Below are 22,692 nucleotides of genomic sequence, written 5' to 3' on the forward strand. Positions count from 1 at the left end.
GCCCTCTTCTCTCCTTTCTGCTGCTCAAAATAAATCTGTTATTTATTTTTAAATAACTCTTCTCATAAAAGTTTTTTATACTAATTTTGATGCACCAAAAAATCAAATAAAACAGCTTTGTTTATATTTAAAAAGATTTTTTGTATTTTTAACGTACCAATAAAAACCTTACTGAATTTATTTTTTTTGTAATGAAAACTCCAAAAACACCGATTAACAAAAGCCCTTTAGTTGACCCTGAAACTGAGATGGATGATTCAAGTGAAGAAACCAGTAAAAAGAAGTCATATCAGGATGATGAAGATGACGATTTTGACATGCCTTTAGATGACCTGGATACCTTCGATAATTTCAGTGATGATGACGACGACGACTATTAACAGGTAGAACATAATGATTTTTTAAGCATCCTCTCCGGGATGCTTTTTATTTTAATTCCAGCTCAGCACATGCAGATTATAGCAGTATCCGATTCAAAGACAAAAAAAGATTTTTTAAACGTTGCCCGTTTTCTATATAAAGATGATCCCAACTGGATCTGTCCGCTGGATGCGGAAATCGAACAGATATTCGATGCGGCAAAAAATCCTTTTTTTAAACACGGTACCTGTAACCGCTGGATTTTAAAAGACGAGGCCGGAAATACCATCGGCCGGGTGGCTGCCTTTATCAATGAGAAGAAAGCCCATCAGTATGAACAACCTACCGGCGGCATGGGTTTCTTTGAATGTACTGACAATCAAAAAGCGGCTTTCCTGCTGTTTGATACGGCCGAAGCCTGGTTGCAGAAACAAGGAATGAAAGCCATGGATGGCCCCATCAATTTTGGAGAGAATGATTCCTTCTGGGGATTGCTCGTAGAAGGCTTTACACCCCCTTCTTACGGCATGAATTACAATCACGCATACTATCATCGCTTTTTTGAAGATTATGGATTTAAGACAGCCTATGAGCAAATTACCAATCACCTCGCGGTCAGAAAACCTTTCCCGGAGCGCTTTACCAAAATCGCCAACTGGGTAGCCAATAAACCGGGTTATACCTTTGAATATTTTTCCAAGAAAAATTCGGCAAAGTACGTACAGGACCTGATGGACATTTACAATGATGGATGGCAGGATTTTGAAAACTTTGTACCCATCAAAAGAGAAACGCTGGAAGAGAGTTTTAAGAAAATGGAAGACATCATGGATGAAAAGCTGATCTGGTTTGCTTATGTCAACGGAGAACCTGCTTCGTTTGTGGTGATCATTCCTGATGCCAATCAAATGATCAAAGGCTTTAACGGAAAATTGGGCCTGATCGAAAAGCTGACCTTTCTTTACAAGCGTTGGGTTGGGGTGAGCAGGATGCGTGCAATTGTGATGGGGACTAAAAAAGCGTATCAGAAACACGGGCTTGAATCTGCGCTGTTCATTAAGCTAAAGGAATATGTATTGCCTTTGAATCAGTACGATGAACTGGAACTTTCCTGGGTAGGAGATTTTAACGATAAAATGCTCTCCATTCATGAAGCCACAGGTGCCACTTTTGGTAAGCGACACCTGACACTCCGTAAGATCTTCTAAAAAGATTTATTTTTCTCTGATTTCTTCATAGAGGTCAATCACCTTCTTTTGAAGTTTGATGATCTCTTCTTCTCTCAAAGAAAGTTTATCTTTCAGGCTATTGATTTCTTCAAAATTAAGCGATTGAGGATTTTCTCCTTCTTTAGAGATAATGTCCATAGTAGAAACAGCAAACAGGTTCGCAATCTGCTCTAATCTTGAGATGTTAATATCTGTGATACCCGTTTCAATTTTAGAAAAGGCAGGAATAGAAATATTTAGACGTTTAGCCACTTCCCCTTGGCTCCAGCCATTTTTCTGGCGTAATTGTCTAATGTTTTTTCCAATGATATTCATGTGATTAATTTAGGTGTATTATTATAGTTAGTACTTTATTTTATTTTTGTGTTCAACTCGCGTGCCAATTTCACTAAATCCAGGCCACCAAAATTCCCGGAGCTCATTAACAATAAGTTAGTACCAACAAAATTCAACCCTAATAAGTAATCTTTAAGCGCATCAGAATTATTAAAAAACTGCAATTCCTTGCTCTGAAACGCCATTTGAACCTCAGATTTGCTAAAAGGTTTAATCTTTTTATGCTCAAAAGTTTTTTCATCAATATATACAATTGCCTGATCTGCTTCGATCATCGTGTCTGCATACTGTGTTAAAAAATCTTTATTCAAACTGCTAAATGTATGTAACTCTATACACGCCACCAATTTCCTTTCAGTAAATTGAGTTTTCACCGCCTGGATAGTCGCTTTCAACTTTGAAGGCGAGTGTGCAAAATCTTTATATACATTTGTCTGTTCTGTTTTACTAAGCAGCTCCAGCCTTTTCGCCGCTCCTGTAAAAGAAGAAATCGCCTGATTGAACTGCTCATCAGTCACCGATAAAGCATTACAAACCAACCTCGCGGCATTGAGGTTCATCAAGTTATGATTTCCAAAGACATTTAAAACGGTGTGGTCAGGCAACAGGGAAGTTATACCGTCTTTCACCTCATGCTGAGGAATTTCATAACCTATTTTTTCTACATTGGCCTTTGATTTCAAGACCATTTTATTCAAATCTTCGTCAGCAGCGCAGTAAATTAATTTTCCACCCGGCTGAATGGTATCAATAAACAAGTCAAACTGATGGGTGTAATCTTCAAAGGTTGGGAACACATTGATGTGGTCCCATGCGATTCCGCTGATCACCCCGATATTTGCTTTGTACAAATGAAATTTCGGCCTGCGGTCTATTGGAGAAGCCAGGTATTCATCCCCCTCAATAATGATCAACGGGGCTGAATCCGTAACCTTCACCATGGTATCAAAACCAGCCAGCTGTGCGCCTACCAGGTAATCAAAATCTCTGTTATAATAGTTCAATACATGCAGGATCATGGAAGTGATCGTGGTCTTTCCATGACTTCCTCCGATAACCACTCTAAGCTTATCTTTCGTCTGTTCATAAATATATTCCGGATAAGAGTATATTTTCAATCCCAGTTCCTGGGCTTTCAATAGCTCCAGGTTATCCAGCAAAGCATGCATCCCTAAAATCACCACATCTAAATCAGTAGTAATTCTACCGGCATCCCATCCCATTTTTTCGGGCAAGATGCCATGTCGGGCAAGCCTGCTTACAGAAGGTTCAAAAATAACGTCATCAGATCCCGTTACCTGATATCCTTTTTTATGTAATGCAATGGCAAGATTGTGCATGGCACTACCACCGATAGCTATAAAATGTACGCGCATATGTCTATGATAATGATGAATAAATTATACCGCCGGAGCGGTATTAATCTTTTTTAAAGCGGGCAGCAACCCATTCCCCGATCTTTTTATGATCGATATACCTGATCTGGAATTTCTCACATTCTGCTTTGATCATATCCAGGTCCGGAGATTCGTAGAATCCACTGAAGAAGATACTTCCACCGGCAGTCAGCACTGAAGCATATACCTCCATCTGATCAAGCAGGATATTCCGGTTGATATTGGCAAGAATCACCTCAAAAGGCTGTGCAGGAATCATTTCCTTGCCACCACATGCAGCAGTAATATTGCTGATCTGATTTAAAGCGGAGTTTTCTAAAGTACTCTGGTAACAAACCTCATCATTGTCTATTGCAACCAATGATGATGCGCCTTTTTTTGAAGCAAGAATGGCTAGAATCCCCGTTCCGCAACCCATATCAAGAACGGTCTTACCCGCAACGTCAGTCGACAGGATATACTGCATCATCATCGTAGTGGTCTGATGGTGCCCTGTTCCGAAAGCCATTTTAGGATCGATCACGATCTCATATTGATATTGAGGCTGTGGCTGGTGAAAAGTGGCCCTGACATAACATTGATCGTCGATGATCAGGGGTTCAAAATTCTTTTCCCATTCTTCATTCCAGTTCTCCGCAGCAATTTCTGTGATGGTGTAATTGGATTCAAATTCTCCCTCATACCTGGCTAAAACATCAGCAAGGTTCTCTTTTTTATAACTATCGAAATCAATAAAGGCGGCAAATCCATTTTCAGTATCTTCAAATGTATTGTAGCCAATCTCCGCCAAATCACTGATCAGCAAATCCTGCTGATATTCTTCTATCGCTGTAAAGCTGAATGTTACCTGTATGTACTGCATTAAGAATTGAAAGTTTTAACGATATCTACAAAATCTCTGGATTTCAATGAGGCACCACCAATCAGGCCACCATCGATATCCGGTTGAGCGAACAATTCCGCTGCATTTTTAGGATTAGCACTTCCGCCATACAGGATAGAAGTTGCTGCTGCAATCTCTTCACCATATTTAGCAGCGATCTCCTTACGGATATAAGCATGAACTTCCTGAGCCTGATCTGAAGTTGCAGTTAAGCCTGTTCCAATCGCCCATACTGGTTCATAAGCGATCACCAATTTAGAGAAATCTGCAGCATCCAATCCAAAAATACCATGGTCTAGCTGAGATTTAAGGACCTCAAAATAGCTTCCGTTATTTCTTTCGTCTAAAGTCTCTCCGATACAGAAAATCGGCGTCAGGCCATTTTTCAAAGCGATCACCGTTTTTTGTGCCAGCAACTCATCGCTTTCTGCAAAATACTGACGTCTTTCAGAGTGACCAATGATCACATATTCAGCGCCTACAGATTTGATCATCTTTGCAGAGATCTCTCCTGTAAAAGCACCGCTTTCATTCTGATGGCAGTTCTGAGCACCAATCTTAACCGTTTCGCCACCTAGTTTTGCCAAACTGTTTAAATGTAGGTAAGGTGAGCAGATGATGGCGATTTGATCCCCTTTTTTCTCATCTCTTACCATATTTACAATCTCTGAAAACAAGGATACGCCTTCGGCATAATCCAGGTTCATTTTCCAATTTCCGGCAACAATTTTTTTTCTGGTCATATGTTTATTGTTTTAGCAGACCTTATGGGATCGAATATCCCCGGCCCTGCTGGTTTTTCTAGTTATTATCAGAAGTTCTATAAGCTTGAGTCCGCTCAAAGACTTCTTTTAAAATATTTTTCTCTACTTCGTTAAATGCTGTTTTTCTACGTTCAAAGACCTTTTCTGTGGTCTCGAACATTTTATCCAGCTGATAGGTCTCAAAGCCATGTGCTCCACCCCAGGCAAAGTCCGGAATGAAATTTCTCGGAAAGCCTGAACCAAATACATTGGCACTTACCCCTACCACGGTTCCGGTATTAAACATGGTGTTGATCCCACATTTAACATGATCAGCCATGATCAGCCCGCAAAACTGTAACCCTGTTTTACGAAAGCTTTCTTCGGTATAATCCCAAAGTTTGACTTCGGCATAATTGTTCTTCAGGTTAGAGTTATTCGTATCGGCACCAATGTTACACCATTGTCCCAATACCGAGTTCCCCAGATAGCCTTCGTGGCCCTTCCCGGAGTAACCCCAGATCACCGCATTATTGATCTCTCCACCGACCCTGCTGAAAGGTCCGATGGTGGTTTGTCCGTAGATTTTAGCCCCCATCTTTACCTGTGAATCATGACAAAGTGCGAAAGATCCCCTAATGTGTGTACCTTCCCAAACCTGACTGTTTTCACCAATATATATAGGTCCATTCAGGCTGTTAAATGTAGAACATTCTGCACCTCCACCTTCTTCAACAAAAATATCTTCTCCTAATAAGGTATTGGTCTGGCTTAACGCCTGCGAAGTTCGGCCTTTGGTCAGCAAGGTAAAGTCTTTCTTAAGTTCCCCGTCATTATTTTTAAAAATATCTTCAGGATAGTATATTCTGGTCAGTTCCTCTTCATAAAGCACAGGTGTTAAATCCCGGGTCTGATCCAATTGCATCCCTGTTGCTCCACGATAAGCGATCACCAGGTCTTGTTTTTTCAAAACCTCTCCCACACGGAGCTTGTCAATTGCTTCCAGTAAACCGATATCAGGACATACAGAACCATTAATGGCCAAATCAGCCCCGGTTTGAGCAGGATATTTAAGGGCAAGATAAGGAAGGGTAAAAAAGCCGGCAGTGGCCCCCAGGTGTTTTTCCCATTTTTGAGCGATGGTTAAAATTCCGACACGAAGGTCGGCCACTGGTCTTGTGAAAGATAACGGGCGAAGAGATAGCCAGGCATTATCATCAAATAAATTGATTGTCATAAGCTACAAAAATAAAAAAAGTCCCGAAGCAACAGCATCGGGACTTAAAATAATTACCTTTTTTGGTGGAATTACTTCTTAGCGTAACGAGTTTTAAATTTATCGATACGACCAGCAGTATCTACCAACTTCATTTTACCAGTATAGAAAGGGTGTGAAGTGTGTGAAATCTCTAATTTGTAAAGAGGATATTCGTTACCATCTTCCCACTGAATTGATTCTTTAGTATCTACACAAGATTTAGTTAAAAAAGAATATTCGTTTGACATATCTTTAAATACTACAAATCTATAGTTTGATGGATGCAGATCTTTTTTCATAATGTTTATATATTATTATATTTCCTTATTTCTCGCTTATTTTTAAGGTTGCAAATATCCTAAAATTATTTTTCAATAGCAAGTAAGTGTGGAAAAATTATCTACTATACTTTTTCCGGGTCTCAATTTTCTCTTTTTGCCTTGTTAAATAGGCATCAGCGATGACTTCAGCCGAAGGCAGCTCTGAATTGCTGATCAGAAGCGCTTTCAATTTGTCCTCATTTACGTCTGTACGATACAAGATATTCATCATTTTGGAAATGTCGTTGTCCAGCAAATAAGCAAATGCCTCCACCAGTCTTTCCCGTAACAAAGCTTCTGAGACTAAATCTTCAATTTCAAAATCCCTGCTGATGATGGTGGTTAATGACTTCAGGTCTTCCATTATTCTGCTTTGATCTCCTGACACAACTCTACCAGCACTCCGTTTGTTCCTTTTGGATGAAGAAAACAAACCAGTTTATGGTCTGCCCCTTTTTTAGGCTGCTCATTCAATAAGACAAAACCTTCTCCCCTCAGGCGTTCCATTTCCGCCAGGATATCTTCCACATCGAAAGCAATATGGTGAATCCCCTCTCCTCTTTTTTCCAGGAATTTTGCAATCGGACTGTCAGGATTTGTGGCCGACAACAATTCAATCTTGTTTTCCCCGGTTTTAAAAAAAGCAGTATTCACACCTTCCGAAGCCACCTCTTCTTTTTTATAGCAAGCGGTATTTAATAGCTTTTCGTAAAGATCGCAGGATAAATCCAGGTCCTTAACAGCAATACCTATATGCTCAATTTTCCTCATATTCTGATTAAACGGTTAGAAAAATGTAAAAATGCGTGTTTTAACTATACGGTCATAGCTATTATTTATAATTGTTGGCATTCTTTTTTTGTACCTTTGTGTATTAATAAGAATAAATATATACGATGGAACTTCCTATTTACTTAGATAACAATGCGACTACTCCTCTTGATCCAAGGGTTTTAGAAGCGATGCTACCATATTTCACCAGCAAATTTGGTAATGCTGCCAGCCGTAACCATGCTTTTGGATGGGTTGCTGAAGAAGGTGTTGATTACGCACGTGAACAAGCGGCAAAACTAATTGGCTGTACTGAAAAAGAAATCATCTTTACTTCGGGTGCAACAGAAGCAGACAATTTAGGTATCAAAGGAGTTTTTGAAATGTACTCGGATAAAGGTAATCACATCATTACCGCGACTACGGAACACAAAGCTGTTTTGGATACTTGTAAACACCTGGAGAAATTAGGTGCTAAAGTAACTTACCTGAAAGTGAAAGAAGACGGATTAATCGATCTTCAGGAACTGGAAGCAGCAATGACAGAACAAACGATCCTGGTAACCATTATGTATGGTAACAATGAGATCGGTGTGGTTCAGCCGGTTAAAGAAATCTCTGCAATTGCACATAAATTCGGTGCCTTATTCATGACTGATGCCACGCAGGCTGTAGGAAAAATTCCTGTAGATGTAAATGCAGACGGAATTGACTTAATGGCTTTCTCTGCACACAAAATGTACGGTCCTAAAGGTGTTGGTGTATTATATGTACGTCGTAAAAACCCAAGGGTTAAAGTTACTGCACAGATTGATGGTGGTGGTCATGAGCGTGGCATGCGTTCAGGAACATTAAATGTACCTGGAATCGTTGGTTTGGGTAAAGCATGTGAGCTTTGTCGTCTTGAAATGGATGAAGAAGCCAAACGTTTGTCTAAATTAAGAGATAAACTGGAAGCATCTTTAAGCCAGATGGAAGAAAGTTATGTAAATGGTAATGTAGAACACCGTTTACCTCATGTAGCAAATATCTCCTTTAAATATGTAGAAGGTGAAGGCCTGATGATGGCAATGAAAGACTTAGCGGTATCTTCGGGTTCAGCTTGTACTTCTGCTTCACTTGAGCCTTCATATGTGTTAAAAAGCTTAGGTCTTTCGGATGATTTAGCACACTCTTCTATCCGTTTCGGATTGGGTCGTTTTACGACTGAAGAAGAGATTGATTATGCTATTGAAAACACTAAAAAAGCAGTAAACCACCTGAGAGATCTTTCTCCACTGTGGGAAATGTTTAAAGATGGAATTGACTTAAGCAAAATTGAATGGGCGGAGCACTAAGCTTCTCCCTTAAATAAACAACATTAAAATCAATCCCTAACCGGGGATTTGGAGGAAAACAAAATGGCATACTCAGAGAAAGTAATGGAACACTATACCAACCCAAGAAACGTTGGTACTTTAAATAAAGATAGCAAATCTGTTGGAACAGGATTAGTTGGCGCACCTGAGTGCGGTGACGTGATGCGCCTGCAGATTGAAGTAGATGAAAATAATGTAATTACAGATGCAAAATTCAAAACCTTTGGTTGCGGATCTGCCATTGCTTCTTCTTCTTTAGCTACAGAATGGTTAAAAGGAAAAACTGTTGATGAAGCATTAACTATTGACAACATGGACATCGTGGAAGAACTGGCATTACCTCCGGTAAAAATCCACTGTTCTGTATTGGCAGAAGATGCGATCAAGTCAGCAATCAACGATTACCGTGTTAAAAATGGTATGGAGCCGATTGCAATGCCTAAATCTCATCACTAATTTCTATTCTGATTTTAGTTTTGGTATACCATTTGAACGATCATTCCTGAAATTAAATATTATAAAAAGATGATTACGATAACCGATAAAGCGAAAAGCAAAATTGATCACCTGATGCAGGATTCGCATCTGGATGAAAAATATTTTTTGCGTGTCTCTGTTAAAGGTGGAGGCTGCTCAGGTTTATCATACAATTTAGATTTTGATAACGAAGAGAAAGCCGGAGACCAGTTTTTTGAAGATAGAGGAATCAGGATCGCATTAGACATGAAATCCTTCCTATATCTTGCAGGTACTGAACTAGACTTTACAGATGGTTTAAACGGAAAGGGATTTAACTTCAATAATCCCAATGCAAGCCGCTCTTGCGGTTGTGGCGAAAGCTTCTCTGTTTAAAAGATAAACCTTATTTATTTTAAAGGGCACAATCGTGCCCTTTTTTCATTTCCAAAGAAAAAAGTTTATCATTGTCCCTCCAATCAAACAAAATAAATCAATATGGTATTATTCAATGAGTTTTCTACTATCCCAAGCCTCTTGAGAAATGTGGTAGAAAACATCCATAAACCAGAGGAAACCTTTCTGATTCATAAGAAGAATACAGAATGGGAAGAAATCTCCTTTGGGAAAACACTTGAACACGCAGATGCAGTAGCTACCTTTTTCCTGGACAAAGGAATTGTAAAAGGCGACAGAATGGGTTTGATGATCGAAAACTCACCTGAATATGTCTACTACGATCAGGGCATTCAACAGATTGGTGCCATCAACGTCTCCATCTACCCTACGCTATCTGAACACGAAGTAGAGTACATCATCAACGATTCAGGAATCAGGGCTATATTGGTAGGTAATCCTTTCCTCTATAAAAAAATAGTTAAAATAGCCGCAAACTGCAGGCAATTGCAATACATCATCCCGGTTTTCCCGGAGTATCAAAAGATTGTTTTACCAGAAGACCTGAGAACGGAGATCATCCCTTTTTCTGAAGTACTGGAGACTCCTGTGAGCGATGAACAGCGAACAGAAATCACGCGTTTGCGCATGACTTTAAGCCCTTCAGACATCTCCTCCCTGATCTATACTTCAGGCACCACAGGAACACCCAAGGGAGTGATGTTATCGCATTATAATTTTGTTGAAAACGTAAGGGCCTGCCTGGAACAGATCACGGTGATCAACGAAACAGATACCTTTTTATCCTTCCTTCCGCTGTCACATGTATTTGAGCGTACCGCAACCTATCATGTATGTTGTGCTCAGGGCTGTAAAATTGCCTATGCCCAAAGCCTGGAATTGCTGGCAAAAAACATGGGAGAGATCAAACCAACAGTAATGAGTTGTGTTCCCCGTTTATTGGAAAGGATTCACGATAAAGCCATCAAAAGTGGAACTGCTGAAGGTGGCCTAAAAGCGAAAATTTTCCTTTGGGCACTGGAAACCGGACAGGAATACCGCAGACAGAAAGAAGCGGGTAAGAATCCAGGGATCATCTTATCCGGTAAAAAAGCAATCGCTGAGAAACTGGTCTTCAGTAAGATCAAAGAAAAAACCGGTGGAAGGTTAAAGTTCATGCTTTCCGGCGGAGCAGCACTTCCAAAGAATGTAGGCGAGTTTTTTGGTAACCTGGGAATTAAAGTACTGGAAGGATTCGGATTAACGGAAACTTCTCCCGTAATGGCAGTGACTGAATACGACAGACAGGTATATGGGACTGTTGGCCGTGTAATTCCGGGAATAGAGATCGGTATTCAAAATATAGAAACGAAAGAAATACTGAGCATCCAGACGCATGAGACTTTTAAGGAAGACTTTGAATGTGAAGAAGGAGAAATCATTGTTCGTGGGCATTGCGTCATGCAGGGGTATTTTAATAAACCTGCCGAAACTGCGGAAGCAATAGATAAACACGACTGGTTCCATACCGGAGATATTGGCCGCTTCTTTAAGGGAAACTTACAAATCACAGACCGCCTGAAAAACATGATCGTCAATGCTTATGGTAAAAATGTATACCCTACCCCGGTAGAAAACATTTACCTGAAAAGTCTTAAGATTGACCAGTTGTTTTTAATTGGTGACAAAAGAGAATACCTGACGGCTTTCATCATTCCAAATAAGGAAAACTTACAAGAGGAATTTAAGCTTCCGGAATCGTTTTTCCAACAACCTGATTTGTTTATAGAAGATAAAGAGATTGTGGAATGGATCGGAAAAGACATCAAAAAGCTATCTAATGATCTGGCGAAATTTGAGCGCATCAAGAATTTCAAGATCAAAAGAAATCCTTTTAGCATTGAAGATGGAGAAATGACACCAACGATGAAGGTCAAAAGAAAGGTCGTTGAGAAAAAGTATGCAGCGAGTATTGATGAAATGTATACGGAGTCTGTTGAGGCGGATTAATTGATCCTTATCGCTAAATAAATGAAAAAGCACCATCACCATTAAATTGGGTATGGTGCTTTTTCAATTCAAATTTGAATTTGAATTATCGGGGACAACGTATGTATAATAATTATTATACAAATATGAATAAAACACTTCAAATCGCTATTTTTGCGTAAACACAGAATTTTGTGTTGAATATCACACAACAAACATTTTCCGGCATCAGGCCGGACAGATCACATATATGAGTACAGGACTATCAGAACAAGAGTTATTGCGCAGAAATTCGCTAAATCAACTCCGTGAATTAGGGATCGATCCCTACCCTGCCGAAGCATTTGAAATCAATGCTAATGCCGCAGATATTTTAGCTAACTACGAAAGAGATAAAACAGCTTATAAGAATATCAGCATTGCAGGTCGTATCATGACCCGTAGAATTATGGGAAGTGCTTCCTTCGTAGAATTACAAGACTCCACAGGCAGAATCCAGGTTTATCTGAAAAGAGACGATCTGTGCCCTGATGAGGATAAGACCTTGTACAATACTGTATTCAAGAAGTTATTAGATCTTGGCGATTTTATCGGCGTTAAAGGTTATGTCTTTACGACTCAGACGGGAGAAATTTCCCTTCACGTTACTGAATTCAAATTACTATCTAAATCCTTAAAACCTTTACCAGTGGTAAAACGTGATGAGGAAGGAAATATTTACGATGGATTTACGGATCCCGAAATGCGCTACAGACAGCGTTATGTCGATCTGACCGTAAACCCTGGATTCAAACAGATTTTCATCAACCGTTCCAAAGTGATCAATACCATGAGGAACTATTTTGATGAGCAGGGATGGATGGAAGTGGAAACACCAATCCTTCAGCCAATCCATGGTGGTGCTGCAGCGCGTCCTTTCGCAACCCATCACAATACACTGGACATGCCATTATACCTTCGTATCGCCAACGAATTATACCTTAAAAGGTTAATTGTTGCTGGTTTCGACGGGGTATATGAATTCGGTAAAATGTTCAGAAATGAAGGTATGGACCGTACGCATAATCCGGAATTTACTTCGATGGAGATCTACGTAGCTTATAAAGATTATATCTGGATGATGGCTATGGTAGAAGAATGTCTGGAGAAAATTACACTGGCCATTCATGGAAAGGCAGCCATCGAAGTTGGTAAACATACCATCAACTTTGAAGGTCCTTATGAAAAACTGACCATGTATGAGTCAATCCAGAAATACACTGGTATTGACGTTTCTGCCATGACAGAAGACGAAATCAAAGACGTTTGCAAAAGCCTGAACATTGAAGTTGATGCTTCTATGGGCAGAGGTAAGCTGATTGATGAGTTGTTTAGTGAGAAAGTGGAAGCCAACCTGATCCAGCCTACTTATATTACGGATTATCCTTTGGAAATGACCCCTCTTGCGAAAAAACACAGAAGCAAAGAAGGTCTGGTAGAAAGATTTGAGTTGTTTGTAAATGGAAAAGAAATCGCTAATGCTTACTCTGAGCTGAACGATCCGATTGATCAGAAAGAACGTCTGGAAGATCAGTTAAAACTGGCTGCAAGAGGTGACGACGAAGCGATGGCCATGGATGATGACTTTATCCGTGCCCTGGAATACGGAATGCCTCCAACCTCAGGTTTAGGAATCGGAATCGACAGACTGGTGATGCTGATGACAAATCAGTCTACCATTCAGGAAGTATTGTTCTTCCCTCAGATGAGACCGGAGAAAAAAGCAAAAGTTACGACTGATGAAGATTTCGTCAATGCCGGAATTCCTGCAGAATGGGTTCAGGTGATTAGAAAGATGAATATCAATACGATTGAAGAGCTGAAAGCTGCCAGTCCGAATAAGGTTTTCAATGATTTAGGAGGAATGCGCAAGAAAATGAAGTTAGAATTAACCATGCCTTCAAAAGAAGACGTAACTGCCTGGTTTTCTTAACAAACTGATAACAAAAACTTAAAGGCTTGCTACAAATAATGTAGCAAGCCTTTTTTATTTTTAGACATATTTAAATGATAGAAAATATGAACAGTTCAAGTTTAGAAATAACCGAAAAAGAATACTGCATCAAATTGAGCAAAGAAGCCTTTGATTTAACTTTAATCCGTCAGCTGATCACCAGGATCCAGTCAGAACAATTGTTCTTCAGCAAAAAGAAAGACTATATGGAAGATGATATCATCAGCAGAACGACGCGTGACAGCATTGAGAATTTCGACAGATTGAGTGAAAAATAAAAAGCCACATTTGCATGTGGCTTTTTATCTGATTTATTTTTGATGTTATCTGTATCTTATTTGTTGTCTGTCCATCAATCCCATTTGATCTTTCATTTGTTTGATCTGATCAGCAAGTAATTTATTCTTATCGGCTTTCTTCGCTTCTGTCAGATACATCTGCGCTTCTCTTTTGTTTCTCTTTCCCATCGCAATTCCTGCAAGGCTTAGTTTAGCCAATGCAATGTTATGGTCCATTGTCATCCCTAAAGAAAGTGCTTTCTTAAAGTATTTTTCAGAAGCCATAGGTGCTTTTCTAGACTCAATCAAACCAATCAACAGGTTATAATAACCATGTTGGTTTCTGATCAGTTGTTTTTCATAATTGGTAATTCTGTTCAGAAAAACTTCTGATTTAGGCATGTTATCTTTTCTGAGATACCATTGCGCAAGCAACATATTCTCGTTGAAGAAATAAGTCACCAGGATTAAAATACTTATGAAAAATGCTAAAATTCCCCATCCCCATAAACCGAAGACCATCAGGGCAATCGCCCCTCCTAACACTGCAAAACCTAAAATAAGGCGAACTATATTTGGCATATTCCTTTTAAATTATTTTTTGCAAATATCGTGTTTATATAACAAAAAGTAGATTTAAAGTTATAATTTCAACAAAAAAAGGAAGGAGCGCTGACCTCTTTAAATAAGGAAAGCGATTATAGATCATTATAAGCCGTTATACTATGAAAAAATTGATCAGCGCCGTGCTAATACTATTCGCCATGAATGCCAGCTCACAAGAAATCAATAAGAAAATCCAGGATGATGCAGGAAATGTACTTGGATTGATCAATACCTGTACGAGGGAAGGCTTAAATACCATCCCGGAAATGAAGAACAGGTATGAGGTAGAATATCCCAACTACCAACCCGACAATGCGACGCTTACCGCGTTAAAACCACTATTAAAAGGGAAGAAAATCACCATTGTGATGGGTACCTGGTGCGGAGACAGTCATTTGCAGGTTCCTCATTTTTACAAAATTCTGGATGCACTGGAAATCTCTGAAAAAGAAACGGAACTCATTTGTGTAGATCGTAGTAAAAAAGCTGAAAACGGATTGATAGACCAATTAAACATATTACATGTGCCCACTTTCATCTTCACAGAAAATGGGAAAGAAATAGGCCGCATCATAGAATCACCAAGAGAGACCCTGGAAAAAGATATGTTGAGTATCTTAGCAAAAAAATAACGTTATGCCTGTTGATTTAGATAAAAGCTGGGTAAAAGCCCTGGACGGTGAGTTTGATAAAGCATATATGAAAGCTTTAAAAGCATTCTTGCTGGAAGAAAAAGAAAATGGATATACCATCTATCCTAAAGGTGCAGATATTTTCAATGCACTTAACCATACACCATTTGACAAAGTAAAAGTCGTGATCTTAGGACAAGATCCTTACCATGGTGTCGGACAGGCACATGGTTTATCTTTCTCGGTACAAAAAGGAATGACCATTCCTCCTTCTTTAAAGAACATTTATAAGGAATTACAGGAAGATATTCCGGGTTTTCAAATCCCTTCACATGGAAATCTTACCCAATGGGCAGACCAGGGGGTATTGTTGCTCAATGCAACCTTAACCGTAAGGGCCCAAACCGCAGGCTCTCATCAGGGAAAAGGCTGGGAACTCTTCACAGATAAAATCATCACTGAATTATCTGCGCAAAGAGAAGGATTGATCTTCATCCTTTGGGGAAGGTACGCACAAAATAAAGCTGCACTTATTGATACCAGCAAGCATACCATTCTTACTGCCGCTCACCCCTCTCCTTTCTCTGCTTACAATGGCTTCTTTGGAAGCAAACACTTTTCAAAAACAAATGCGAAGCTAATTGAGGAAGGTAAAACCCCGATCGACTGGCAAATCAGCTAAATAAAAACGGGGGTTGTTTTTAACAACCCCCGTTTACATTCCAACAAGGAAACCCTGTGATCCGAAAATAAGCTTAATATTCCAAAGGAACGATCGGTTCTTTTTTGGTTGTAGACATGATCATCATCGTTTGAAAAGTCTTCACTACAGAAATCTTACTGATTTTATCCATAATCAAACGCTCATAAGCTTTGATGTCATTTACATATACCTTTAACAGAAAATCTGCCTGTCCGGTTACATGGTGGCATTCTGTAATCTCTTTAATCTGATTTACCTCATCCAAAAAAATCTGAATGGTATTGTTCTTATGAAAGTCCAGTTGAACCTGGATGAAAGTTTTGATTCCTAAGCCCAGTTTCTCTTCATCAACCAAAGCATGGTAACTCTTTATAAAACCAGACATCTCCAGCTTACGTACCCGCTCTAAAGTTGGTGCCGGAGAGAGTCCAATCTCCTGAGACAATAGTAAGTTGGTAATCCGACCGTTCTCCTGTAGTAATTTAAGTATTTTAAAGTCTGTTTTATCTAATTCTGCTGCCATCTGTATTTTAAAATATGGTCAAAGGTAGGCTATCAATGCGTAATTCACCAAATTTTATTCTATTAATCGTATAAAAATTTATAGTTTATTTCTCTTTATTTTTTTTAGATTTGTCTAAATATATAGTTAGATACACAAAAATGCAATCATTCACTGAAGAGAACTACCTGAAAATCATTTACCATTTATCGGTAAACAACGACCAGGCTGTACAAACCAATGCCATCGCCGAAAAAATGCAGACCAAAGCTGCTTCAGTGACAGACATGATTAAAAAACTCGCTGATAAAAAGCTGGTACTTTATAAAAAGTATCAGGGCGTGCATTTAACAGATACAGGAAAACAAACGGCCATTAATATTGTCCGGAAACACCGGCTTTGGGAAGTCTTTCTCGTAGAAAAACTAAATTTTAAATGGGATGAGGTCCATGACATTGCAGAAGAACTCGAACACATCAACTCAGCAGAGCTGGTGGAACGTTTAGATGAGTTCCTCTCCTTTCCAAAAAACGATCCTCATGGAGATCCGATTCCCGATAAACACGGAAAATTTGATGCCGTTCCATTTACCAGACTGAGCAAGCTTAAAGCTGGAGAAAAGGGCCTGATTATGGGAGTCAGTGAACACTCTTCCGCATTTTTAAAGCACCTTGAAAAACTGGGACTCACCCTTGGGAAATCATTAACATTAACCACCATCACAGATTTTGACGGTTCTGTAGAAATCATCGTCGAAGACAAAAAGATCAGCGTTACCAGAGAAGTAGCCAAACACATACTCATCAGGATTTAATATGAAGCATTCCGAATCACTAAGCGAAGTAAATCAAAGTGTAGACACCAGCAAGCGGACCGGATGGCGCCGTATCTTATCTTTTATCGGACCGGCATACCTGGTTAGCGTGGGTTACATGGATCCTGGAAACTGGGCAACTGACATTGCAGGGGGAAGTAAATTTGGCTATCAGCTGATCTGGATCTTGCTCATGTCAAACCTTATTGCGTTGTTATTGCAGTCGCTGAGTGCGAGGCTCGGTATTGTCCGCGGACTGGATCTTGCACAGGCTTCCAGAAATGCTTATCCCAAATGGATCAATATCCCTCTGTTTGGACTGGCTCAAACGGCCATCATTGCCTGCGACCTTGCAGAAATCATCGGGATGGCCATTGGTTTACAGCTCTTATTCGACCTTCCACTGATCTGGGGGATTAGTGTCACCATTTTTGATACCGTCTTATTACTCTTTCTACTCAATAAAGGAATGCGCAAAATGGAAGCATTCATTGTTTCCATGGTCTTTATTGTGGGCCTCTCCTTTTTGGTGGAGATGTTCATCGTAGAACCTTCTTTAAAAGAAATCGTAAAAGGTTTTGAGCCTTCTATGTTATCAGGAGATGCTTTATACATTGCCATCGGGATTATCGGTGCCACAGTGATGCCACATAACCTATACCTTCATTCCTCGCTCGTACAAACCAGAAAGTTTGAACGGGACGAGAAAGGCATTAAAGAGGCCATTAAATTTAACTTTATTGACACTGCCGTAGCCTTGAACCTCGCATTTTTTGTCAATGCAGCGATCCTGATTCTTGCCGCAGCAGCATTTTACAAAAATGGATTACATGAAGTTGCGGAAATTCAGGATGCCCATAAGCTACTCCAGAATATCTTTGGGAATGTAGCCCCTGCCCTCTTTGCCATCGCCTTGATTGCAGCCGGCCAAAGTTCTACAGTAACCGGAACACTGGCAGGACAGATCGTGATGGAAGGCCATTTGAAATTGAGAATTCAACCCTGGTTACGCCGTTTAATTACCCGTTTGCTGGCCATCATTCCTGCTTTCTTTACCATCCTTTATTTTGGTGATGATGCCCTGGGAGGCTTATTAATCCTAAGTCAGGTGGTGTTAAGTTTACAGTTGGGTTTTGCCGTAATCCCATTGATTCACTTTACTTCGGATAAGAAAACCATGAAAGGCTTTGCCATAAAACCATGGGTAAAAGTCCTCGCCTGGATCAGCTCTCTGGTAATTGTGGCCTTAAACGTAAAACTTGTGATAGAAGAAATTGCCACCTGGTCCAGTTCAGGAGGTTGGTATTTATACGTAATTGTACTTCCAGCCGCCATTCTTATCGGCTTATTGTTGCTTTATATATTTGTCTATCCGATGCTGAGCACTGGAAAAGAAGAACACAACAACGTACCTCACGGAAATGCCCTGGATATTGAAAGTGTAGAAAAAATCAGCTATACCAGAATCGGAATCACAGTTGACTTCTCGAAAAACGACAGAAATACCATTCGTCATGCCCTCCTTCAGGGAGGTAAACATGCCAATTACTACCTGATACACGTCGTCGAAACTGCCGCAGCCAGGTATCATGGGAAATCAGTCCTGGATTACGAAACACAAAGTGATGCTGAAAATCTGGAGAAATACCGTGCAAACCTGAAAGAATTAGGCTATAATGCTACCGCACATATCGGTTATGGCGGTACAGTAACGGCAATTGTAGAGATCAGCAAACAGAATAACCTGGAATTACTCGTGATGGGAGCCCATGGACATCAGGGCTTAAAAGACTTGATTTTAGGAACAACGGTCAATTCTGTAAGACATAAAGTAACTATTCCGGTATTAATTGTCCGATAAAATTCAGAAATCCCTATTTCTTTCGGATATTAGCGCTATTCTTATCAAACCTAAACTAAGTTTAGGTTTGATATTTGCTTTGACCCCATCATCAACAGATGAATGACCCCGAGGCCCAAACCATAACATTACAGATGAAGAACGATATCCAGATTAAAAATAAAAGAGCCTACTTTGATTACCATATTGTGGAGGAGTTTAATGCCGGCCTAGCCCTGTTGGGTACGGAGATTAAAGCCATCAGACAAGGTAAAGCAAATATGTCCGATGCCTTTTGCATGTTCATAGGAGAGGTTCTTTACGTTAGAAACTTACACATTTCCGAATATAGCCACAGCTCTTTTCACCATCACGACATTAAGCGCGACCGTATTTTGCTGCTCCATAAAAAAGAGCTGAAGAAACTGAAAGCGAAAAGTGAAGAAAAGGGGTATACCATTGTTCCTTTAAGAATCTATACCAATGAAAGAGGTTTTGCAAAAATCCAGATTGCTTTGGCACAGGGTAAAAAGGAATTCGACAAAAGAGACAGCATAAAAGACAGAGAATCCAAGAGAGAAATGGATCGGGCGATGAAGTTTTAACTTACCAGGCCTGGTCCCCTACTAAAGGAACGAAGCGGAAGGTATCGAGCTCTATGCGCTCATAATCCGTTTCGCTGACCCTGATGACTGTTACCATCTTCTGGCTATGCTCATCTCCGACAGGGATCACCAGAATACCTCCTATTTTCAATTGTTTGAGCAGGATCTCGGGAACAAAAGGTGCACCGGCAGTCACGATGATCTTATGGTAAGGGGCATGCGCTGCGATGCCTTTAGAACCATCTCCAAAGAAAAAATTAGCATTGTAACCCATCCCCGGTAAAACGCGGATGGTATGTCTGTAAATACTTTCCTGGCGTTCTATGGTATATACATTGGCGCCCAATTCCATTAAAATGCAGGTTTGGTATCCCGACCCTGTACCGATTTCCAATACTTTATCTCCCTTTTTAATGTGGAGCAGTTCGCTTTGGTAAGCCACAGTATAAGGCTGAGAAATGGTTTGGCCATCCCCGATCGGGAAAGCAATGTCCTTATAAGCCTGATTCCAGAAAGTTTCATCAAAGAAAAAATGACGAGGCACCTTCCCGATTGCATTCAACACATTTTTATCTGTGATCCCTCTGCCTTCGAGATGAGCAACCAATTTCTTTCTCGCTCCCCGCTCTCTGTAATTATCTACAAACTTATACGCCATTACGTCAAAAATAGGCTTTTGAAATCTAATCCTGAACTATAATTGATGGCAAAATTCTAATCATCACAGTATCAATCGCTATAAAACTAGTATGGATCGACATCTACCTGAACAATAGCACTTCTATAGTCCTTTTGCGACTGGAATTGTAAAATAACCTCCTTTAATACCGATTTCACTTTCGTAATCGCCGTATTTTTATCGCTTTTGATGATGATCTGTTTGATGTAATAATTTCTGATCCTGCCTACCATAGGTTGTTCCGGTCCAAGGACCCGGTTCCCCAGTTGTACCCTCAAAGCAGTGGCAAATTGCTGGGCGGCAACATTCAGCAGGTTCATGTCTTTATGTTTAATGTTGACAAAAATCATACGGGTAAAGGGTGGATAATGAAACTCTCTTCTCTCCCTGATTTCGTCCGTATACATCTCCTGGTATTTATTCTCAATCACCTGTGCAATGATCCGGTGCTTGTCGTCATAAGCCTGAATGACCACTTTTCCCTGCTTATCTCTTCTCCCAGCCCTACCCGCCACTTGTGCCAGTAACTGGTAGCTTCTTTCGAATGCCCTGAAGTCCGGATAATTCAACAGTGTATCCGCATTGATCACTCCGATCAGCGTCACATTGTCGAAATCCAATCCTTTCGCCACCATTTGAGTACCAATCAGAATGTCTGTTTTCTTCTCCTGAAAGTCGGAAATGATTTGTTGCAAGCCATTCCTGGTCCGGGTGCTGTCTACATCCAAACGGGATATTTTAGCTTCGGGAAAGATCAGGCTCAGCTCTTCTTCTACCCTTTCCGTTCCAAAGCCTTTCTGTTCGATGTGTACCGATCCGCAGGCAGGGCAAACATTGATGCTGCTCTGATGGTAACCACAATAATGACAATGCAGCTTTCCGCTCGTTTTATGATAGGTAAGACTCACATCACAATTCACACATTTGGGCGCATAACCGCAGGTTGCGCAGATGAGAATCGTGGCATAGCCCCTTCTGTTTTGAAACAGGATCACCTGTTCCTTGAGTTTTAACGTAGCCTCAATCTCATCAACCAGGATATTGGAGAAATAGGAAACCATTTTTTTCTTTTTTGTTTCTTCCGCAATGCTGATGACTTCCTGAACAGGCAGTTCCACTCCCCCAAACCTTTCGCTCATCGTCACCAATCCGTATTTCTGATGCAAAGCATTGAAGTAACTTTCAATCGAAGGCGTTGCAGAGCCCAAAACAACTTTTGCCTTATGCAGCCAGGCCAGGTATACCGCAGCATCTCTTGCCTGATAACGTGGCGCAGGCTCCTGCTGTTTATAAGAGGATTCATGTTCTTCATCCACCACGATCAGTTTCAAATCCTGAAAAGGTAAAAACACCGCAGAACGAGCCCCCAGCACAACTCTGTATTTCCCATTCAGGACCTTATTCCAGATCTCTACCCTTTCATTGTTATTGAATTTGGAGTGATATACTCCAATCGCATCGCCGAAGTAACGTTGAATACGCTCTACAATCTGCGTGGTTAAGGCAATCTCCGGCAGTAAGAAAAGAACTTGTCCTCCTTTTTCAATGGCCTTTTCAATGAGTTTAATATAGACCTGCGTTTTACCCGAGGCCGTTACCCCATGCAGTAAAACCACATCTTTTTGATCAAATTCGTTTTCAATTTGTGTCAGTGCCTGCACCTGTGTCTCACTCAGTTCAAAGTTCATTACGAAATCATCGTCCTGTTCTTTCAATCTGCTCACCGGTCTTTTCTCTACCACAAAGATTTCTTTATCCAGAAGCGTTTTAAGCGCAGCCTGACCACAATCACTTTCTTCCAGAAGTTGTTGCTTAGGAATCAGACTTTGTTGCTTAGAAAGCTTTAAAAACGTGAGCAATGCATTCAGTTGTTTTGGTGCCCGTTCCAGTACAGAAAACAATTGTTTCAGATTTTCTTCTTCGTGATAAAAAGAATGAAGGCTGACAAATGACTTCAACATTGGTTTATATTTTTCTACCACTTCTTCAGCGATATAAACCATTTCCTTATCCAGTAAGGTATTGATGATTGGATAGACGGTTTTCTGGCCTAAAAGCGCAGATACCTGATCTATGGTCAGACGGTTATGGATCTTTAAGGCATTGATCAGGATTTCCTGCTTTGCCGTTAAGACTTCTCCATCCTGAGGAAATTCTTCCTTGAGCACGATGATTGTCTCACTCGCCAGTTTTAAGCCAGCAGGCAATGCTGCAGACATCACTTCACCTTCATTACAAAGGTAATAGTCCGACATCCAGTCCCAGAACTCCAGTTGGGTCTTGGTAATGACCGGATGATCGTCAACGACATCGATGATATATTTTGCCTGATAAACCTCAGGGGCGGTTTTACCAATGCTCTTGATTAAGGCAGTATAAATTTTATTTTTTCCGAATTGAACGACCACACGTTTTCCAACAGCAACCTGTCCGTTAAGGTCGAAGGGAACCCTGTAGGTGTAATTTTTAGCCAGGGATAAGGGCAGGATGACTTCTATGAAGAGGGTTTCCCTTTCTTCAAATTCCAATTGATCAGCAGCCAT

25 protein-coding genes are annotated in these 22,692 nt (G+C 40.3%); 13 read left to right on the plus strand and 12 right to left on the minus strand.

Annotation, left to right across the window (positions count from 1 at the left end; translation table 11 throughout):
* Nucleotides 1-191 precede the first annotated feature (191 nt).
* Nucleotides 192-380, plus strand: a complete 189-nt coding sequence (locus AAFF35_RS20515; protein ID WP_124583594.1) for a hypothetical protein — start codon at nucleotides 192-194, stop codon at nucleotides 378-380.
* 69 nt (nucleotides 381-449) lie between these two features.
* Nucleotides 450-1,568: a GNAT family N-acetyltransferase gene (locus AAFF35_RS20520; RefSeq protein ID WP_342328406.1), complete on the plus strand. Its 1,119-nt coding sequence runs from the start codon at nucleotides 450-452 to the stop codon at nucleotides 1,566-1,568.
* A 6-nt stretch (nucleotides 1,569-1,574) separates the two neighbouring features.
* On the opposite strand, the gene AAFF35_RS20525 is transcribed toward AAFF35_RS20520, so the two are convergent.
* The 8 genes from AAFF35_RS20525 to mce form a co-directional block, all read right to left on the minus strand.
* Entirely contained in the window at nucleotides 1,575-1,904 is a 330-nt protein-coding gene (locus AAFF35_RS20525) for a helix-turn-helix transcriptional regulator (RefSeq protein ID WP_073232843.1), read from the minus strand.
* 35 nt (nucleotides 1,905-1,939) lie between these two features.
* Nucleotides 1,940-3,301 carry a Mur ligase family protein gene (locus tag AAFF35_RS20530; RefSeq protein ID WP_342328407.1) on the minus strand — a complete coding sequence of 454 codons (1,362 nt, stop codon included), beginning with the start codon at nucleotides 3,299-3,301 and terminating at the stop codon, nucleotides 1,940-1,942.
* 43 nt (nucleotides 3,302-3,344) lie between these two features.
* Nucleotides 3,345-4,184: a 50S ribosomal protein L11 methyltransferase gene (gene prmA, locus AAFF35_RS20535; protein WP_342328408.1), complete on the minus strand. Its 840-nt coding sequence runs from the start codon at nucleotides 4,182-4,184 to the stop codon at nucleotides 3,345-3,347.
* Entirely contained in the window at nucleotides 4,184-4,948 is a 765-nt protein-coding gene (tpiA, locus tag AAFF35_RS20540; RefSeq protein WP_342328409.1) for a triose-phosphate isomerase, read from the minus strand. The genes prmA and tpiA overlap by 1 nt, the downstream gene beginning before the upstream one ends.
* A gap of 58 nt (nucleotides 4,949-5,006) precedes the next feature.
* Nucleotides 5,007-6,185: a GlmU family protein gene (locus AAFF35_RS20545; RefSeq protein ID WP_342328410.1), complete on the minus strand. Its 1,179-nt coding sequence runs from the start codon at nucleotides 6,183-6,185 to the stop codon at nucleotides 5,007-5,009.
* 71 nt (nucleotides 6,186-6,256) lie between these two features.
* Complete coding sequence (locus AAFF35_RS20550; RefSeq protein ID WP_069377557.1) at nucleotides 6,257-6,505, minus strand: type B 50S ribosomal protein L31; 249 nt, start codon at nucleotides 6,503-6,505, stop codon at nucleotides 6,257-6,259.
* Nucleotides 6,506-6,602: 97 nt separating this feature from the next.
* Complete coding sequence (locus AAFF35_RS20555) at nucleotides 6,603-6,890, minus strand: hypothetical protein (protein WP_342328411.1); 288 nt, start codon at nucleotides 6,888-6,890, stop codon at nucleotides 6,603-6,605.
* Nucleotides 6,890-7,297, minus strand: coding sequence for a methylmalonyl-CoA epimerase (mce, locus tag AAFF35_RS20560; RefSeq protein WP_342328412.1), 408 nt, complete (start codon nucleotides 7,295-7,297; stop codon nucleotides 6,890-6,892). The genes AAFF35_RS20555 and mce overlap by 1 nt, the downstream gene beginning before the upstream one ends.
* A gap of 125 nt (nucleotides 7,298-7,422) precedes the next feature.
* Between mce and AAFF35_RS20565 the strand changes: the two genes are divergently transcribed.
* The 6 genes from AAFF35_RS20565 to AAFF35_RS20590 all read left to right on the plus strand — a co-directional run bounded on the left by AAFF35_RS20565 (nucleotide 7,423) and on the right by AAFF35_RS20590 (nucleotide 13,767).
* A complete protein-coding gene (locus AAFF35_RS20565) occupies nucleotides 7,423-8,634 on the plus strand; it encodes an IscS subfamily cysteine desulfurase (RefSeq protein WP_124583610.1) in 1,212 nt (403 codons plus the stop codon).
* Nucleotides 8,635-8,697: 63 nt separating this feature from the next.
* On the plus strand, nucleotides 8,698-9,111 hold the full coding sequence (gene iscU / locus AAFF35_RS20570; protein ID WP_037445199.1) for a Fe-S cluster assembly scaffold IscU: 414 nt from the start codon (nucleotides 8,698-8,700) through the stop codon (nucleotides 9,109-9,111).
* Nucleotides 9,112-9,180: 69 nt separating this feature from the next.
* Complete coding sequence (locus tag AAFF35_RS20575; RefSeq protein ID WP_074605779.1) at nucleotides 9,181-9,507, plus strand: iron-sulfur cluster assembly accessory protein; 327 nt, start codon at nucleotides 9,181-9,183, stop codon at nucleotides 9,505-9,507.
* Between the two features lie 102 nt (nucleotides 9,508-9,609).
* Nucleotides 9,610-11,517, plus strand: coding sequence for a long-chain fatty acid--CoA ligase (locus tag AAFF35_RS20580; RefSeq protein WP_342328413.1), 1,908 nt, complete (start codon nucleotides 9,610-9,612; stop codon nucleotides 11,515-11,517).
* Nucleotides 11,518-11,746: 229 nt separating this feature from the next.
* Complete coding sequence (lysS, locus tag AAFF35_RS20585; protein WP_342328414.1) at nucleotides 11,747-13,468, plus strand: lysine--tRNA ligase; 1,722 nt, start codon at nucleotides 11,747-11,749, stop codon at nucleotides 13,466-13,468.
* Nucleotides 13,469-13,554: 86 nt separating this feature from the next.
* Entirely contained in the window at nucleotides 13,555-13,767 is a 213-nt protein-coding gene (locus tag AAFF35_RS20590) for a hypothetical protein (protein ID WP_074606884.1), read from the plus strand.
* A 45-nt stretch (nucleotides 13,768-13,812) separates the two neighbouring features.
* Here AAFF35_RS20590 and AAFF35_RS20595 read toward each other — a convergent pair whose 3' ends face one another.
* Nucleotides 13,813-14,349 (minus strand): DUF2892 domain-containing protein, encoded by a 537-nt coding sequence (locus AAFF35_RS20595; protein WP_342328415.1) that lies wholly within the window; start codon nucleotides 14,347-14,349, stop codon nucleotides 13,813-13,815.
* A 143-nt stretch (nucleotides 14,350-14,492) separates the two neighbouring features.
* On the opposite strand from AAFF35_RS20595, the gene AAFF35_RS20600 reads away from it, so the two are divergent.
* Nucleotides 14,493-15,005 carry a thioredoxin family protein gene (locus AAFF35_RS20600; protein WP_342328416.1) on the plus strand — a complete coding sequence of 171 codons (513 nt, stop codon included), beginning with the start codon at nucleotides 14,493-14,495 and terminating at the stop codon, nucleotides 15,003-15,005.
* A 4-nt stretch (nucleotides 15,006-15,009) separates the two neighbouring features.
* Nucleotides 15,010-15,687 (plus strand): uracil-DNA glycosylase, encoded by a 678-nt coding sequence (gene ung, locus AAFF35_RS20605; RefSeq protein ID WP_342328417.1) that lies wholly within the window; start codon nucleotides 15,010-15,012, stop codon nucleotides 15,685-15,687.
* A gap of 73 nt (nucleotides 15,688-15,760) precedes the next feature.
* Here the strand turns inward: ung and AAFF35_RS20610 are convergent, their stop codons facing one another.
* Nucleotides 15,761-16,231 (minus strand): Lrp/AsnC family transcriptional regulator, encoded by a 471-nt coding sequence (locus AAFF35_RS20610; protein WP_048906633.1) that lies wholly within the window; start codon nucleotides 16,229-16,231, stop codon nucleotides 15,761-15,763.
* A gap of 140 nt (nucleotides 16,232-16,371) precedes the next feature.
* Between AAFF35_RS20610 and AAFF35_RS20615 the strand changes: the two genes are divergently transcribed.
* The 3 genes from AAFF35_RS20615 to smpB all read left to right on the plus strand — a co-directional run bounded on the left by AAFF35_RS20615 (nucleotide 16,372) and on the right by smpB (nucleotide 19,470).
* Nucleotides 16,372-17,025, plus strand: coding sequence for a metal-dependent transcriptional regulator (locus tag AAFF35_RS20615; RefSeq protein ID WP_342328419.1), 654 nt, complete (start codon nucleotides 16,372-16,374; stop codon nucleotides 17,023-17,025).
* A 1-nt stretch (nucleotide 17,026) separates the two neighbouring features.
* Nucleotides 17,027-18,886: an Nramp family divalent metal transporter gene (locus AAFF35_RS20620; RefSeq protein ID WP_342328420.1), complete on the plus strand. Its 1,860-nt coding sequence runs from the start codon at nucleotides 17,027-17,029 to the stop codon at nucleotides 18,884-18,886.
* 134 nt (nucleotides 18,887-19,020) lie between these two features.
* The gene (gene smpB, locus AAFF35_RS20625) at nucleotides 19,021-19,470 is read left to right on the plus strand and encodes an SsrA-binding protein SmpB (protein ID WP_073233891.1); all 450 of its coding nucleotides are present in this window, start codon (nucleotides 19,021-19,023) and stop codon (nucleotides 19,468-19,470) included.
* 1 nt (nucleotide 19,471) lies between these two features.
* On the opposite strand, the gene AAFF35_RS20630 is transcribed toward smpB, so the two are convergent.
* Together AAFF35_RS20630 and priA are read right to left on the minus strand one after the other, a co-directional pair.
* Nucleotides 19,472-20,128 (minus strand): protein-L-isoaspartate(D-aspartate) O-methyltransferase, encoded by a 657-nt coding sequence (locus AAFF35_RS20630; protein WP_342328421.1) that lies wholly within the window; start codon nucleotides 20,126-20,128, stop codon nucleotides 19,472-19,474.
* 86 nt (nucleotides 20,129-20,214) lie between these two features.
* Nucleotides 20,215-22,692 (minus strand): primosomal protein N', encoded by a 2,478-nt coding sequence (gene priA / locus AAFF35_RS20635; RefSeq protein WP_342333368.1) that lies wholly within the window; start codon nucleotides 22,690-22,692, stop codon nucleotides 20,215-20,217.

Source organism: Pedobacter sp. FW305-3-2-15-E-R2A2 (assembly GCF_038446955.1).
GTDB lineage: Bacteria > Bacteroidota > Bacteroidia > Sphingobacteriales > Sphingobacteriaceae > Pedobacter.